Annotated in this window: 15 protein-coding genes and 1 tRNA gene; 11 read left to right on the top strand and 5 right to left on the bottom strand. The window is 71.0% G+C overall.

The features are described 5' to 3' along the window. Positions 1-40: 40 nt before the first annotated feature. Positions 41-112 (bottom strand) — tRNA-Arg (locus ABD987_RS15670). Positions 113-481: 369 nt separating this feature from the next. On the opposite strand from ABD987_RS15670, the gene ABD987_RS15665 reads away from it, so the two are divergent. The 6 genes from ABD987_RS15665 (at position 482) to ABD987_RS15640 (ending at position 6,110) form a co-directional block, all read left to right on the top strand. Continuing rightward, complete coding sequence (locus ABD987_RS15665) at positions 482-1,282, top strand: ABC transporter ATP-binding protein (protein ID WP_345392844.1); 801 nt, start codon at positions 482-484, stop codon at positions 1,280-1,282. Next, entirely contained in the window at positions 1,279-2,625 is a 1,347-nt protein-coding gene (locus ABD987_RS15660) for a hypothetical protein (protein WP_345392841.1), read from the top strand. The genes ABD987_RS15665 and ABD987_RS15660 overlap by 4 nt, the downstream gene beginning before the upstream one ends. Continuing rightward, positions 2,622-3,218, top strand: a complete 597-nt coding sequence (locus ABD987_RS15655; RefSeq protein ID WP_345392839.1) for a hypothetical protein — start codon at positions 2,622-2,624, stop codon at positions 3,216-3,218. The genes ABD987_RS15660 and ABD987_RS15655 overlap by 4 nt, the downstream gene beginning before the upstream one ends. 123 nt (positions 3,219-3,341) lie before the next feature. Further along, the gene (locus ABD987_RS15650; RefSeq protein ID WP_345392837.1) at positions 3,342-4,760 is read left to right on the top strand and encodes a S53 family peptidase; all 1,419 of its coding nucleotides are present in this window, start codon (positions 3,342-3,344) and stop codon (positions 4,758-4,760) included. Positions 4,761-4,990: 230 nt separating this feature from the next. Further along, complete coding sequence (locus ABD987_RS15645) at positions 4,991-5,689, top strand: antibiotic biosynthesis monooxygenase (RefSeq protein WP_345392834.1); 699 nt, start codon at positions 4,991-4,993, stop codon at positions 5,687-5,689. A 40-nt stretch (positions 5,690-5,729) separates the two neighbouring features. Continuing rightward, on the top strand, positions 5,730-6,110 hold the full coding sequence (locus tag ABD987_RS15640) for a VOC family protein (RefSeq protein ID WP_345392831.1): 381 nt from the start codon (positions 5,730-5,732) through the stop codon (positions 6,108-6,110). A gap of 10 nt (positions 6,111-6,120) precedes the next feature. Here the strand turns inward: ABD987_RS15640 and ABD987_RS15635 are convergent, their stop codons facing one another. Further along, on the bottom strand, positions 6,121-7,332 hold the full coding sequence (locus tag ABD987_RS15635; protein WP_345392828.1) for an MFS transporter: 1,212 nt from the start codon (positions 7,330-7,332) through the stop codon (positions 6,121-6,123). 117 nt (positions 7,333-7,449) lie between these two features. Continuing rightward, entirely contained in the window at positions 7,450-7,821 is a 372-nt protein-coding gene (locus ABD987_RS15630; RefSeq protein WP_345392825.1) for a YciI family protein, read from the bottom strand. Positions 7,822-8,002: 181 nt separating this feature from the next. Between ABD987_RS15630 and ABD987_RS15625 the strand changes: the two genes are divergently transcribed. Beyond that, positions 8,003-9,544 carry an MFS transporter gene (locus ABD987_RS15625; RefSeq protein WP_345392822.1) on the top strand — a complete coding sequence of 514 codons (1,542 nt, stop codon included), beginning with the start codon at positions 8,003-8,005 and terminating at the stop codon, positions 9,542-9,544. Here the strand turns inward: ABD987_RS15625 and ABD987_RS15620 are convergent. Next, the gene (locus tag ABD987_RS15620; RefSeq protein WP_345392819.1) at positions 9,534-9,947 is read right to left on the bottom strand and encodes a hypothetical protein; all 414 of its coding nucleotides are present in this window, start codon (positions 9,945-9,947) and stop codon (positions 9,534-9,536) included. The genes ABD987_RS15625 and ABD987_RS15620 overlap by 11 nt on opposite strands. Before the next feature lie 55 nt (positions 9,948-10,002). After that, positions 10,003-11,178, bottom strand: a complete 1,176-nt coding sequence (locus ABD987_RS15615) for a tyrosine-type recombinase/integrase (protein WP_345392816.1) — start codon at positions 11,176-11,178, stop codon at positions 10,003-10,005. 145 nt (positions 11,179-11,323) lie between these two features. Between ABD987_RS15615 and ABD987_RS15610 the strand changes: the two genes are divergently transcribed. The 4 genes from ABD987_RS15610 (at position 11,324) to ABD987_RS15595 (ending at position 15,190) form a co-directional block, all read left to right on the top strand. After that, entirely contained in the window at positions 11,324-11,998 is a 675-nt protein-coding gene (locus ABD987_RS15610) for a response regulator (RefSeq protein ID WP_345392813.1), read from the top strand. Further along, a complete protein-coding gene (locus ABD987_RS15605) occupies positions 11,995-13,425 on the top strand; it encodes an ATP-binding protein (protein ID WP_345392810.1) in 1,431 nt (476 codons plus the stop codon). The genes ABD987_RS15610 and ABD987_RS15605 overlap by 4 nt, the downstream gene beginning before the upstream one ends. Continuing rightward, positions 13,422-13,919 carry a hypothetical protein gene (locus ABD987_RS15600; RefSeq protein ID WP_345392807.1) on the top strand — a complete coding sequence of 166 codons (498 nt, stop codon included), beginning with the start codon at positions 13,422-13,424 and terminating at the stop codon, positions 13,917-13,919. Before ABD987_RS15605 ends, ABD987_RS15600 begins: the two co-directional genes overlap by 4 nt. Before the next feature lie 68 nt (positions 13,920-13,987). Then, complete coding sequence (locus ABD987_RS15595) at positions 13,988-15,190, top strand: DUF418 domain-containing protein (protein ID WP_345392804.1); 1,203 nt, start codon at positions 13,988-13,990, stop codon at positions 15,188-15,190. Positions 15,191-15,203: the final 13 nt, after the last annotated feature.

Here is a 15,203-nt window from a genome sequence, read left to right as displayed (position 1 = left end):
TGCCACACCGGCCCACCGGATCAATCGCCGGTTCCAGCGGTACCCCCACCAGGAATCGAACCTGGACCCCGGCACGCGTAGTGCCGTGCTCTTACCGTCGAGCTACGAGGGTGCGAAGAAAAGCCGCCCGGACGGATTTCCGTGGGCGGCTCCCTGAGATTGCTGAGGAATTCAGCTCATCGGGAGACCCGGCCGACATACCCGCGAGAACGCGCGCTGAGCACGGCGGCACGGGAAGCCGTGCCACGCCGTGTGGTGCCCGTCGTGCGTCATGACGTCATTTTCGGCACGGGCCGGGATACCGGTCAACAGCATTATCGTTCGCCGGGTCGGGTGAACACCCCGGAAAAGGGCTCCCGGCCGGGACGCGCATGCTCAAGAGTGACGCAGGCCACTACGACCGGAGAACCGGGGCGGCCATCGCGCGCGTCTTGCTCGATGCCGGAGGGGATCCGGCGGGCGAACACTTGAGGAGCGACCGATGCGTGTGGTCAATGCGGCGGAGACGGCGCCGACAGGATATGCCGAGGCGGTCACCGCCACCGGGCTGAAGGTGCGGGCGGGCCGCCGGATGGCGGTCGACGGCCTCGACCTCGCGCTGGGGACCGGGGTACACGGCCTGCTGGGGCCCAACGGCGCCGGCAAGACGACGCTGATCAGGGCACTCGCGACCGTGCTGCGCCCGGCCGAGGGGAGCCTGGACCTGCTGGGCCTGCCGGCCACCGGGAATCCGCGCGAGGTGCGCCGGAAGCTCGGATACCTCCCGCAGGACTTCGGTTTCTACCCCCGGTTCACCGTGCGCGAGTTCGTGACGTATCTGGCCTGGCTGAAGGAGATGTCCAAGGTGGACATTCCGGCCGCAGTGCAGCGGGCGATCGAGAAGGTGGGGCTCGCCGATCGCGCCGACGACCGGATGAAGACACTGTCGGGCGGCATGCTGCGGCGCGCGGGGATCGCACAGGCCATCGTCAACAGCCCGGAACTGGTGCTGCTCGACGAGCCCACGGTCGGCCTCGACCCGGCGCAGCGCGTCGAGTTCCGCGGGCTGCTCCGGGAACTGGGCGAGCACAGCTGCGTGGTGGTTTCGACACACCTGGTCGAGGACGTCGCCGCCGCGTGCACCGACGTCGTGCTCATCGCGTCCGGACGGCTGGTGTGGCAGGGCACGCCCGCGGCGCTGGCCGCCGCGGGCGGGGCCGACGACGTCGGGGACAGCCCGACCGAGCGGGGTTACTCGGCGCTGCTGGCCGCCCACACCGACCGGCGGGGAGCGGACTGGTGAGCGCGCGGGTGCTCGGCATCGAGCTACGCCGGTCGGTGGCGCTGCTGGCGGGCGCGGTGATCGTGGCCGCCGGTCTCGCCGTGGCGTTCATGATGTTCCAGAAGGACACCTCGCTGGGCCAGTGGACGGCCTACGCCGGCCTGATGCGCTACCTCCTCGAGATCCTCTGCCCGCTGGCGATCGGCGCCGGTGCCTGGCAGGGGCGCCGGGAACGACGCTCCGGGATGACGGAGCTGACCGCGACCGTGTCGCGCCCCGCCTGGCAACGGGTGCTGCCCGTCTCCGGCGCGATGGCGATCACGGTTGTCGTCGGGTATGCGGTGGTGTTCGTCGCCGGCGTGGTGCAGGTGGCGGGAAACACGACCTATCAGCACCTCGGCTGGCTGCCGATCCCGCTGGTGGGCGCGCTCGCGCTGATCGCGTCGGGCTGGCTCGGCCTTGGCATCGGCACACTGCTGCCCTCGGCGATCACCGCGCCGGTGCTCGTGGCCGGCAGCCTCATGGGTTTGATCGCGCTGCGCGTGCTGGTCGGCGGGAAGGCAGCCCTGCTGAGTCCCGAGCTGGGCGGGGTCCTCTCCGATCACTTCGTCGCCCCGGCGCCGCGGGTGACCATCGCACAGGTGATCTGGTTCGCCGCGCTGGCCGTGACCGGCATCGTGCTGGCCACGGGCATAGGGCGCCGGCGGCTGTTCGCCCTGCTGCCCGTGGCACTCGGTCTCGCGGTCGCGCTGCCGCTGCTCCCCGCGACCAGGGAAGCCACGTATGTCGCCGACCCCGGCGCCGCGGAACCGGTCTGCACCGCGGATCTCCCGCGGGTGTGCGTCGGGAAGGCACACGCCAACGCGCTCCAGCCCCTCGTCGGTCCCGCCCGGGAGGCACTGCGGCTGCTGGCACCGCTGCCGGGAGCGCCGACCTCGGTCGCGGAGAACACGCGGGACACGTACATGACCTCGCAGGTGAAACCCCAGCCGTCCGATGTGCTCCTCGTCAGCCTGCCGACCTACTGGCTGGACAACCGATCGCGGCTGTCCATGACCGAGGAGGAAGCCCTGTCCGAACTGCTGCTGGGGGCCGGGACGACGCCGTGCGTCCGCTACCACGAGGATCCGAACCCGGCCGAGCTGGAGCAGTACCGGCGAGAGCTCGACGCTCGGCACCTCGCTGCCGGGCTGCTGCTCGGAAAACCGTTGCGGACGTTCGGTTCCGAGGACAAGGCGATGTGGCCGGCCCTGCAGGCCCTGTCGCCGGAGGAGAAGCACCGGCGTCTCGGCGCGCTGCGCACCGCGGGCCTGTCCTGCTCGGGTGACCTGATGGAGATCCTGACCGGAAGCGGTGCCCGATGAGATGGCTGACCCTGTATGTCCGTTCCCGCCGCGTCCCCACCGCCGGTGCCGTGCTTCTGGCGGCGACACTGGCCTTCTGGGTGATCAACGTGCTGGCGGACCCCTCGCAGCGGATCATGTTCGGCGCGTTCGCCGCGGTGCTCTCGGCTTCGGCCGCCGCGGTGAGCCTCGGGAGCGATGACCCCGACCTGGACCGGACGGCCGCAATCGCCTGGCTGTCCCGACGCGCGGCACATGTCCTCGCGGTCGGTGTCGCCTCCGGGCTGCTGTTGTTGCTCACCCAGATCAGTGACCATCCACTCGGCACGGTGGAGTCGGCGATCCGCGGGGTGGCCGGGATGACCGGGCTGGCGGCGCTCGGCGCGACGTTCTTCGGCGCGCAGCTGGGCTGGCTGCTGCCCACCGCGCAGGCGGTCGTCGCGCTCGGCGCGCAGATCGGCGGGGCGAAGGAGAGCACGCTGACCCACGTGCTCGCCTGGCCGTTCCAGCCGGACGGCACCACCGCGGCCACGGTCACCGCCGTCGTGCTCGCGCTCGCCGGCCTGCTCGTCCACGCGGTGTACGGCAGCAAGAGGGTACGCACCCGTCAGTAGGACGGTCCGCCGTTGCTTTTGCCGTCCGGCGAAAGTCCTTATACGCTCCGGAAATGGACGTTCCCAGCAGAACCGCGCGCACTTGACCGAGTGAGGACGAACCGCGGAAACGCTGGGGAGTACATGAAGAGGACAACGCGCCGGAACATCGCACTCGCTGCCACGGTGGTGTTCGGTTCGGCCGGGATGCTCCCGGCCGAACCGGCGTCCGCCGCGGTGCCGGACAGCCAGGACACCGCCGCGATCGCCGCCGCACTGCGCGCGGGGACACTGGGATCCGCGCACGGCGTCCACGAGGTCTGTCAGGCCGAAGTGGACGGTCGGCCGATCGACCTCGGCTGCCAGGCCCAGCTGGTCGGCTCGCTTCGGTCGGAGACGGCGCCGCTGACCACCGCGGCGCCCGCGGGATACGGGCCCGCCGAGCTGAACGCCGCCTACCACCTGCCGCCGCTGACCAACGGGCCCGGCACGACGGTGGCGATCGTCGGGGTCGGGGCGTATCCGGCGCTGGAGGCCGACCTCGGGAGGTACCGCGCGCAGTACGGACTTCCCCGGTGCGACACGGCGAACGGCTGTCTCACGGTCACCGACTTCAAGGGCGGCGAGCCGCTGCGGCCGACACCGGCCTACGCGCAGATCGAGGAGAGCTACGCCGCGGAGACCGCGCTGGACCTCGACATGGCGAGCGCCGCGTGCCCGACCTGCAAGCTGGTGATGATCCAGATCCCGCTGGATCTCGGGCACCTGCTGGGCGCGGCGGCGCTCGGCCTGCCCGGCGCGCTGGCCGACGACTTCGGCACCGCCGTGACCCACGCGGCGAAGCTCGGCGCCGGCGCGGTGAGCATGAGCTACGGGATCCCGACCGGGTTCCAGGCCGGGTACCTCGGCTCCGGTGCCCCGGCGCGGGCACTGCACCACCCCGGCATGGCCGTCGTCGCTTCCTCGGGGGACAAGGGATACAACGGGGACAAGCAGTTGTGGCCCGCGCAGCTTCCGTGGGTCACGGCCGCGGGCGGCGTCAGCCTGAAGACGGGGGAGCACGGCTCCGCCACGATGTCCGCGTGGGGCGGGAAGTTCGTGCCCAAAGGTGCCAAGGAACCGCGATGGGTCGGCGCCGGGAGCGGCTGCGCGCCCGGGCTCCCGCCCGCGTCCGGACAGCCCGCCCCGGTGTCAGGCCACTGTGGCGGGCACCGCGCCGTCACCGACATCTCGGCCGACGCCGACCCGCTGACCGGTGTCGCGGTCTACGCCTCCTACACCCCGCATTCCGGTACCGGCGGCGGTTGGCTCACCGCGGGCGGCACGAGCGCGGCGGCGCCCTACCTTGCCGGGCTGTACGCGCGCGGTGGTCACCTCGCCGCTGTCGACGGACCCAACACGCTCTACCGGGCTCCCGCCGGAGCGATCCAGGACGTCACCGGTGGCAGCAACGCCGCGGACGGGGCCGCCGGATGCGCGTCCGCGAAGGAACTGTGTGTGGGCGGTCCCGGCTGGGACGGCCCTACCGGTCTGGGCGTCCCGAACGGTCTCGGCGCTTTCTGACGGAACGCAAAAGCACTGCTGGAGCCACCGCCTGCGTTCCGTGGGCGTAAGGGAAAACTCCCGCGCTCATCAGGACGGCCCCGGCGGCGATCAGCCAGATCGCGGTGATGGTCAAGGGGCGGACAGCGGGTCTGTGTGCGGTGGCGTGGTCGTGGGCGTCGCGCGCTCTTGACCTCCACCGCACCTGAGCTCTCACCATGGGTCCGGCAGCCAACGGAAGGAGCCTGTCGTTGACATTCCGTACGAAGTCCCTCACCAACCCAGCACGTGCCGACGTCGACGCGCCGACGTTCGGTTTCTGGCGCGTCGGCACCCGCGAACGCCAGCACGCCGCGATCGAAGCGCTGGCCGACGCGTGGGAAGCCAGGCCGTGGCCGGCCTCCGCTCTCCGTACCTACAGCGTGTTCGCGGGCAGCGACGGTACGACGTTACTGCACTACTCGCAATGGGCCGACGAAGATGCCCACCGGGTCTTCACCCGAACCGGGCGCGACCCTCGAAACGAGGAGGTGTTCGCCGCGGTACCGGGGATCGAACGTCTCGGATCGACCTCCTACCGGCTCCACCGCAGCCGGGTCGACGACCCCGCCACGACGGCCGGCTGCGTCGTGATCGTTCTGCGCCGATTCGACAAGCCGGACCCCGACCGGGCACGGCAGCTGATCGACACCCTGTTCTCGGTCCCGGCGCACACCCCGACCCCGGGACTCCTCTCCGCGCATTTCCATGTCAGCACCGATGGTTCCCGCGTCCTCAACTACGCGGAATGGACATCGGAGAACGCCCACCGTGCCGCGGTCGCGGACCGTCCACAGGAGATCGACGACAACGCGGAATGGCGGAAAGCGCACTCCTGGCCGGGTCTGACGAGCACCACGGTCCAGTACTTCCGGCCCGCGCTCACCTTCGTGAGCCGGGACACGGCGTGACCTCGGCCCACCGGCAGAACCGCCCGAGTAGCCTCAAGGCATGCGTATCGACCGGCTCGATCACCTGGTTCTCACGGTGGCGGATCTCCCAGCCACGATCGACTTCTACACCCAGGTGCTCGGCATGGAGGTCGTCACCTTCCGCGGCGGACGCAAGGCACTGACGTTCGGCACCAGCAAGATCAACCTCCATGAGGCGGGCCACGAATTCGAGCCGAAGGCGCTGCGGCCCACACCGGGCAGTGCCGACCTGTGCCTGATCTCCGCCGACCCGCTCGACGAGGTCGTCGCCACGTTCGCGCGGCACGGGATCGCGATCGAGGAGGGCCCGGTCGAACGCACCGGCGCGACCGGCCCGATCCTCAGCGTGTACGTCCGCGATCCCGACGACAACCTCATCGAGATCAGCAACTACCGGTGAGCCCCACCGCTCACCCGTGCCGCAGGCCGCGCACCGAGGCCGAGGCCAGCGGGACGAGGATCAGCACCGCGCACAGGACGCCGCCGGTCAGCGCCACGTGCGCGGCGCCGAAGCTCGCGGCGAGCGGTGCGACGGCGAGCTGACCGGCCGGGATCGCCACGAAAGAACCGAGGTTGTCGTAGGAGGAGATCCGCGACAGCATCTCGTGGGGAAGGTGTTCCTGGAGCGAGGTTTCCCACGCGATGCCGTACACCCCGGTGCCCAGCCCCGACACCAGCGCGGCCGCCGCCAGCCAGAGGAAGTCCGCGTGCAGGCCGAGCGCGAGCAACGGGAACGCCAGCGCCACGGCACACAGCTGACCCACCGCCAGCAGCCGCCGCGGCACGATCCGGTACATCGTCGCCGAGGCGACGAGCACACCCGTCGCCGAAACGCCCAGCACCACGCCCCACGCCGTCTCGCCGACGGTGTCCCTGGCGATCAGCGGCCCGAGCACCCGCCAGATCCCCACCTGGAGGAAGTTCACCACACCGAAACACGCGACGATCAGCCAGACCCAGGTGCGGGACCGGAACTCGGTCCAGCCCGCGCGGAGATCCGCGAGTGGACTGTCCTTCGTGGACGGTGGCGCGGTGCTCGGCCGGAGCCGGGCGAGGCATCCCGCCGCGAGGAGGTAGGTCACCGCGTCGATCGCGATCGCCCAGCCGCCGCCCGCGGTGGCGACCAGCACCCCGGCGGCGGCCGGTCCGAGGATCTTGGTCGCGTTGCGCACCGACCCCAGCAGGGAATTGGCCTGCCGGAGCCGTTCCCGGCCGACCAGGTCGGGCACGATCCCGCGCAGCGCCGGGGTGGTGAACGCGGTGAGCGTCCCGTTGACCGCTTCCAGCAGGAGCAGCGACCACAGGTGGTAGTGGCCCGACACGAGCAGGAACGCCACCACGGCCTGGGAAATCCCGGCACCGAGGTGGGAGATCAGCAGCACGAGCCGTCGGGGGAAGCGGTCGCCGACCACCCCGCCCGCGAGGGTGAACACGATGAGCGGCAGGGTGTTGGCCGCGAGCACCGCGCCCATCGCCCCCGCACTGTTCGAGGCCTCCAGTACCGCGAAGGACAACGCCACCGGCGCCATCGCACTGCCCAGCAGCGAGACGAGCCGGCCGGTGAAGAACCACCGGAAGGCCGTGTTCCGGAGCAGCGGACCGTCGGTCGCCTGCGCCCGCACGGCCCCTCCCGTTCCCGCCCACCAGTCCGGCCGACCTCACCGTAGCCGGTCACTTCCTCTGTCGGAAAAGGGTTTCGGGGCCCGCCACGCCGGACGCGACGGGCCCCGGCGCCGGTTTCAGCTCGTCGGCTCGCCGTCGGAGTAGACGACCTCGCGGACCTCGATGCCGAGGCCGTCGACCTTCGCGTCCGGGATCATCGCCGCGAGCTCCTGGGCGCGCTCCTTGTTCGCGACCTCGATCAGGTAGAACCCGCCGAGGTACTCCTTGGCCTCCAGGTAGGGGCCGTCGGTGACCACCGGCTGCCCGCCGCGGACACGCACGACCGCGCTCTGCGACGGGTCGGCCAGCGCCTGGGTCATGATCATCTCCCCGGAGTTCTTGATCGTGTCGATGAACGCGCCGTGCCCCTCCATGACCTCGGTGCGCTCCTCCTCGGTCAGCGCGTTCCACACGGCGGGGTTCATGTGCATGATCAGCAGGAACTTCATCGTTGCTCCCTCGTAGTCCTCGATGCCCTCGTGGGCCCTTCGCCCGGTGGTCGGAGCCGTCGGCCCCGCCTTGACATCGCGCGGGAAAAAACTCGGCAAGACTTTTCCGCGTCCGGATGTCAAGAACGCGGCGGCGGCCACGACCAGGCGGTGAACGTACCCGACAGGCCGAGGAGCCGACATGCGAAACACCGAACCGCCAGGCCGCCGCGCGTGGCTGGGGCTGCTGGTACTGGTCCTGCCGACGCTGGTGGTGGCGATGGACCTGACCGGGCTGTTCCTCGCGCTCCCTCGGCTCAGCGCCGGCCTCGGCGCGAGCAGCACCCAGCAGCTGTGGATCTCCGACAGCTACGGCTTCCTGGTCGCCGGCCTCGTGATCACGATGGGGACGCTCGGCGACCGGATCGGCCGCCGTCGCCTCCTGCTCATCGGCGCGGCCGCGTTCGCGGTGGTGTCCGTGCTGGCCGCGTGGTCGCCGAATCCGGAGACACTGATCATCGCCAGGGCCCTGCTCGGGGTCGCGGGCGCCACGCTGACCCCCTCGACGCTCGCCCTGATCACCAGCATGTTCCGCGACGAACGGCAGCGGGGCAGGGCGATCGCGATCTGGGCGACCAGCCAGTTCGCGGGCGGCGCGCTCGGTCCGGTCCTCGCCGGGTTCCTGCTGCAGTACTTTTCGTGGGGATCGGTGTTCCTGATCGCGGTCCCGGTGATGACGCTGCTGCTCGTGGTCGGCCCGATGGTGCTGCCCGAGTACCGCAATCCGGCGCCAGGGCGGCTGGACCTGCCCAGTGTCGGGTTGTCGCTGGCGGCGGTGCTGCCGATCGTCTACGGCCTCAAGCAGCTGACCGTGGAGGGGACGGGCAGTCTGCTCGTGCCGGTCGGGGCGATCCTGGCCGGTGTGGTGTTCGGCGTCGTGTTCGTCCGGCGTCAGCTCAAGCTCGAGACCCCGCTGCTGGACCTGCGGCTGTTCCGCAACCGGCCCTTCACCGCCGTCCTGGTCGCGCTGGTGTTCGCGGGCGTCGCGATGGCGGGCACCGGTCTCCTGGTCACCCAGTACCTGCAGAGCGTGCTGGGCTACTCGGCGCTCGCTTCGGCTGTGCTGTTCGCCCCGATGGGCGTGGCCGTCGCCGCGGGCACGATGGCCGCGCCGATGCTGACGGGGTGGCTGAAGCCGGTGACCGCGATCGCCGGCGGCCTTGCGGTGTCCGTGCTGGGCTCCGTCGCGCTGATCCTGGTCGACAGCGAGGACGGGCTGCCGCTGGTGCTGACCGGCGTCGTCGTCCTCGCGCTGGGCACCGGTCCGCTGTTCGCCCTCGGCACCGGACTGGTCGTGGGATCGGTGCCGGTCGAGCGAGCGGGCTCGGCGGCCTCCATGTCCGAGACGGGAAACTACTTCGGCGGCTCGCTCGGTCTGGCCCTGCTCGGCGCGCTGGGCGCCGGTGTCTACGGGAGCCGGATGGCGGGCGCGGTGGCGGCCGGTGCCCCGGCGTCCGCGGGGGAGACCCTCGCCGGGGCCACCGCCGCCGCCCGGCAGCTCCCGCCCGCGGAGGCCGCCCAGCTCGTCCACACCGCCAAGGACGCCTTCACCAGTGGGGTGAACGTCACCGGAGTCGTGGCGGCGGTGCTTTTCGCCACGCTGGTCGTCCTCGTCGCGAAATCCCGCTCGGCAACGGAATCCACGGCGCCGAAGGCCGAGCCCCAGCCCGCGGTCAGTCGCTGAAGCCGCCGCTGAGATGTCCGTTCTGGACGGAGCCGGGCGAGCCGCTGCCCGCCGTCTGCGTCGCCAGCTTCCCGTCCACCATCGCCCGCGCGGCCACCGACCCGCCGGTGTAGCGAATGGACAGTTCCCAGTTGTGCCGCCCGGCGCCGTAGGGGACCGAGATGGTCTTGTGCCAGGGAAGTGCCGCCGGCTTTTCCTCGGTGACCTTCCCGTCGACGGTGAGCGTGAAGACGGGCGTGGCGGTGCCGGTCGCCTCCAGCTCCAGGACGTGCTCACGCGGCTCGGCGCTCGTGGACGTCGTCGAGGCGGTTACCGGCGGCGGGGTGGCGGCCGGTGGTGACGGTGTTCCGCACGCGGTGCACAGGAACGCGAACAGCACGGCGGCGGCGACTGGTCGGATCACGCCCGACAGTAGACCGGGTCTTCGCCGGGAGCGGTCCCGGCGAAGACCCGGTCGTTCACGAGGCGTTCGTCGTGAGCCAGCCGCGGTGCAGGCCGGGGGACAGCTCGTGCGCGGCCGAGTTGCGGATGTTGTCCTCGTCGTGCAGGTAGCCCTCGGTGGTGGACAGCGCCACGTGTCCGAGGTCCTTCTGCACCTGACGGACGTCCACCCCGCGCTCGGTCGCGTTCGTGGCGTAGGAGTGCCGGGCGGAGTGGGGCCGGATGGTGTCCCGCAGCGGCGCCAGGTGGGTGGCGACGAACCGCGCCTGCGGAGTCGTCAGCAGCTCTTCGAGCCACCGCGCCCGTGGCGCGTCGTCCGGCGCGGGTACGAACGTCGCGCACAGCCTGCGCAGCACCGCGTCCACATGCGACACGTGCACGCGCCGGCCGGTGCTCGTGACGAACACCGGTTCCCGCGCCGTCGCGGCGATCTGGCCCCGCTTCGCGGGCACCGCGGGGGAGCGGCGGTGGGCCAGGTACTCGTCGAGCGCGTCGGCCACCGGCACGGTCAGCGCGACCGAGCGGTCCTTGGCGCCCTTGCCGTGCACGCGCAGCACGCCGAACCCGCCGGGTGTCTGGCGCCGGTAGTCGTCCATGTTGATCCCCACCAGTTCCTCCGCGCGCACGCCAGTGCCGACGAGGATCTCGACCATGGCGCGGTCACGCCGTCCGTCGCGTCGGCGTTCCGCCAGCAGATACGCCGCCAGCAACAGCGCCCGGCAGGCCTCGAACGACCAGCGCGCCGTCTTCGACGGCGTTCCCGTCGCCCGGTTGAGGTGCTGGGCGCGGCGGTCCACCAGTGCGACCGGGTTGTGCTCGGCGAGCCCCTCGCGCAGCAGGTACTTCTGGTAGAACGCCGACACCGCGGACAGCATCCGGCCCCGCGTCGCGTCGCTGTATCCGGCCTCGGCGAGCTCGGCGAGCCAGCGCTCCACGTGCTCGACCCTGACCTCGGAGAACGAGCCGAACCCGTTGCGGACGCACCAGACCAGCCACTCCAGGCCACTGGATCCCGCTCGTCGCTGCCGGCCACGACGGCGGCCGGGGTCCGGCGGGACGTAGCCGGGTACCCAGTCCAGCGGGATCCCGAGGTCGGTGGCGTAGGCGACCCGGGTGTTGACCGAGGCGTAGATGCGCAGGAACTCGGCGAACCGTTCGCGCCCGCTCTTGCCCGGCTCGCTGTCCGGTACCACCAGCGACGTGGTCAGAACCGATCACCTCCGCCTCACGAGACCCGGCGACAGCCTAGAGCGGGCCGGCCGGGGTGCGATGTCCTGGTTCTGTCGCAACTTCACCCGTCCCCCGGCGGTGGCACTGACCTGCGGTGATAATCGGCGTGTGGCACAGGTTCTGCTGATCGAGGACGATCCGTCCATCCGCCATGCCCTCGGCATGGCGCTGGGTAAACACGGCCATGACATCGAGGCGGCGGAGACCGGTGAGGAGGGCGTAAACCGCTATCGGGCCGGCAGGCCGGACATCGTGGTGCTCGACCTGATGCTGCCCGGCATCGACGGATTCGAGGTCTGCCGCCGGATCCGCGCCGACGGGCCGGTGCCGATCATCATCCTGACCGCCCGTAACGACGATTTCGACGTCGTCGGCGGCCTCGAAGCCGGTGCCGACGACTACGTGGTCAAACCCGTGCGGCCCAGGGTCCTCGACGCGCGTATCCGCGCCGTCCTGCGTCGTGGCGGCACCGAGCCGGCCGGCATCGAAACCCACGCCGGGCTGACGCTCGACCGGGCCGCGATGACGGTGACCAAGGACGGCGCCGCCATCGCGCTGACCCCGACGGAACTCCGTGTGCTGCTGGAACTCTCCCGTACTCCCGGCCGCGTGCTCAGCCGCCAGCAGCTGCTGGAATCGGTGTGGGAACACGACTATCTCGGCGATTCACGACTCGTGGACAACTGCGTGCAGCGGCTGCGCGCGAAGATCGAGGCCGATCCCGCGGCGCCGGTGTTCGTGCAGACCGTGCGGGGCTTCGGCTACCGGTTCGGCCCGGTATGAGCCCTGGACGCCGGGCCGTCGTGCCGCGGTGGCTACGCGGCCTGCGGGTCCGGCTGATACTGGCGTTCGTGCTGGTCACCGTCCTCGGCGCGGCGGTGGCCGCGTGGGCGAGCTACGCCTCCACCAGCACGTCGCTCGTCGACGAGGCACAGCAGCGGGCCGTCACCGACGTCCGGCACCGGGTCGGCGCGATCACCGCCGACCTCACCATGCCTCCCGACCAGGCGACACTGGACCGGCTGCGCACCGCGGTCGGCGCGCCTGCCATGGCCACCTACCGGCAACTGTCCTCTTCGGACGGTATGGAACCGGGCCTGGTCACCGCCGAGCTGCGCGGAGCCGTCCGCGACCGCCGCGAGCTCGTCATGCAACGAGTGGCCGGGCCGAAGCTGATCATCGGGACGCCGGTACTGACCACGGCGCTCGACGGAACCCGCTCGCCGTCGGGGATCGAGGTCTACGTGCTGCGCGACCTCGCCCCGGTCCAGCAGCAGATGGACGCCTCCGCCCGATCAGCGGCGCTGACCAGCGCGCTCGCCCTGCCGCTGGCGATCCTGCTCGCGCTGCTGGCCGCGCGCGGCGTCCTGCGGCCGGTGCGGGAAATGCGCACGGCCGCGCGGCGCCTGGCCGTCCACGACCTGTCCACCCGGCTGCGGGTGCGCGGTGTCGACGAGCTCGCGGACCTCGCCGGCACGTTCAACCACATGGCCGCCGAACTCCAGGGCTCGGTGGCCGAGCTTCGCCGGATGGAGTCCGACGCGCGCCGGTTCGTCGCCGACGTGTCCCACGAGCTGCGCACCCCGCTGACGACGCTGACCGCGGTGGTCGAGGTGCTGGAGGACGAGACCGAGGCGATGTCCCCGAACGCGCGTGCTTCGGCGCTGCTCGCCGTTCAGGAGACTCGCAAGCTCACCCGCCTGGTCGAGGATTTGATCGAGGTGTCCCGGTTCGACGCCGGAGCGGCCAGGACACGACCGGAGGAGGTCGAACTTCGCCAGGCCGTCACGGACTGTCTGCGCTCGCGCGGCTGGCTCGACGCGGTGGAGCTGGACGCGCCCGAACCGATCGACGCCGTCCTCGACCGGCGACGCTTCGACGTCGTGGTGGCGAATCTGGTGGGGAACGCCCTGCGCCACGGGGAGCCCCCGGTGCGGCTACGGCTCCGCGCCGACGAGCGGGAGGTCGAAGTGGAGGTCACCGACCACGGCCCTGGCCTGCCGGGGGATCTGGCCACGCGGGTGTTCGAACGGTTCTACAAGGCCGACGCGGCCAGAACACGCTCCGAGGGCAGCGGACTGGGACTGGCGATCGCGGCCGAAAACGCGCGACTGCACGGTGGTGACATCGCCGCGGGGAACTTGCCGGGCGCGGGCGCCCGGTTCGTGCTGCGGCTGCCCCGGTATGCCGAGGAGGTGACGGGCACATGATCCGGCGGTCGGCCGTGCTGCTCGGGACGTTCGGGCTGCTCATGGCGACGCTGACCGCGTGCGGGGTCGAACCCAGCGGCGTGCTCCACGGCGGTGAGGCACCGACCGGTGTCTCACCGACCACGACGCTCTACTACCTGGGCGACCAGGGCAACCTGGTACCGGACGTACGCCGGACCGAACGGCTCGGCACCGTCACCGACGCGCTCGCCTTGTTGATGCGCAGCAGCCAGAACACCGAGAGAGGCCTCCATTCGGCGTTCAACACCCGCAGCGCCGACGGCCACTCCCCACAGGTGACCGAATCCGACGAGCTGATCACCGTCGTCCTGCCACTGGCCTCGTACGAGATCGGCTCGCTCGGTGTCGACCAGTTCGTCTGCACCGCGCTGGGCGTGCACCGGCAGGCCGGGCGCCCGGCCGACGCCAAGGTCGTCGTCACGCTCACCACCGGCGAGCGCCTCGGCCCCCGGACCTGCCCCGTGCTGCGCTGAACCTGCTGCGACAGAACCGGGACATGGTTGCCACTGCCGCCGGACATCCGCTCGGCAGCCTGAGGACCATGAGCACTACCGATCCCGTGACTCCACTATCCACAGTAGACACGACCGCCCGCGGACACCGGGTGCCGAAGGCCCGCCTGCTCGGTATCGACGTCGTACGCGCACTCGCGATCATCGGCGTCTTCGTCGAGCACTTCCACATGAACGGCTGGTTCACCGCGGGCCCGGTCCGGGACCCCGGCCCAGCCCTCCTGCACTGGGTGGACACCGAGACCTCATCGCGTGCGATGAGCCTGTTCGTCCTGCTCGCCGGGGTTTCGGTGGCACTGATGACCGGCGGTTCCCGGCCGTATGCGGGGAAACGGATGCGCACAGCGGTGCTGCGGGTGCTCGTCCGGGCGGTGACCCTGTGGCTGATCAGCCTGTGCATCGATCAGTTCGCCCCGTCGGTCATCGGCTTCTACGCCGTGCTGCTGGTGTTCCTGTTGCCGTTCACGTGGCTGCGGCCGCGGACGCTGTTCGTCCTCTCCGGGATTTCCGTGCCGCTGGTCACCGCGTACGCGATGTGGGTGCTCTCGTCGCATATGGACTGGATGCGTTCCGACACTCCGGAGGGCCTCGCGGTGCTGACACATCCGGGCAGCTGGGGTCAGTATTTCTTTTCGCTCGTGTCCGTCGGCGGTGGTTTCCAGGTCGTCTACGGGATTCCGCTCGTGCTGGCCGGGCTGGCCATCGGCAGGCTCGACCTGCACAGCCGGGTAGTGCGGATCCGCATGCTGGTCACCGGCCTGTGTGTCGCGCTCGGCGCGGTCGTCGTCTCCTTCGCGGCGTTGAAGCTGTTCGGTGTCGAAGATCTGCTTGAACGCCTGTCACCGGCTGATCAGGCCTGGCAGCAGGTACTCGCGATGCCGGGCGAACGTTCGCTGTACGCCACCAGTGTCGTCGGGATCGTCTTCATGATCGGGGTGGCGCTGGCGTTGCTCGGCGGCTTCCTGATGCTCGTGGACCGGCCGCGCTGGCGACGGCTGCTGTGGCCGCTCGCGGCCGCCGGTGGCATGACGATGACCTGGTACGCGGGGCATTTGATCTACCAGTCCGCGCTCGGCCAGCCGAAGGCCTACTCGTTCGTGTACTTCTGCGCCGTGGTCGCGGTGACACTGGTCGCGTCGGTGCTCTGGCGGCGCTGGATCCGGCGGGGACCGCTGGAATGGCTGGTGCACAAGGTGATCACCACCGTCGTGCCCGCGCCGAAGCGACCCTGACCCCGGCGTTCAG

Source organism: Amycolatopsis samaneae (assembly GCF_039541975.1).
Classification (GTDB): domain Bacteria; phylum Actinomycetota; class Actinomycetes; order Mycobacteriales; family Pseudonocardiaceae; genus Amycolatopsis; species Amycolatopsis samaneae.
Note: the sequence above shows the minus strand (reverse complement) of the source record. Positions and strands in the feature narration are given on the sequence as shown.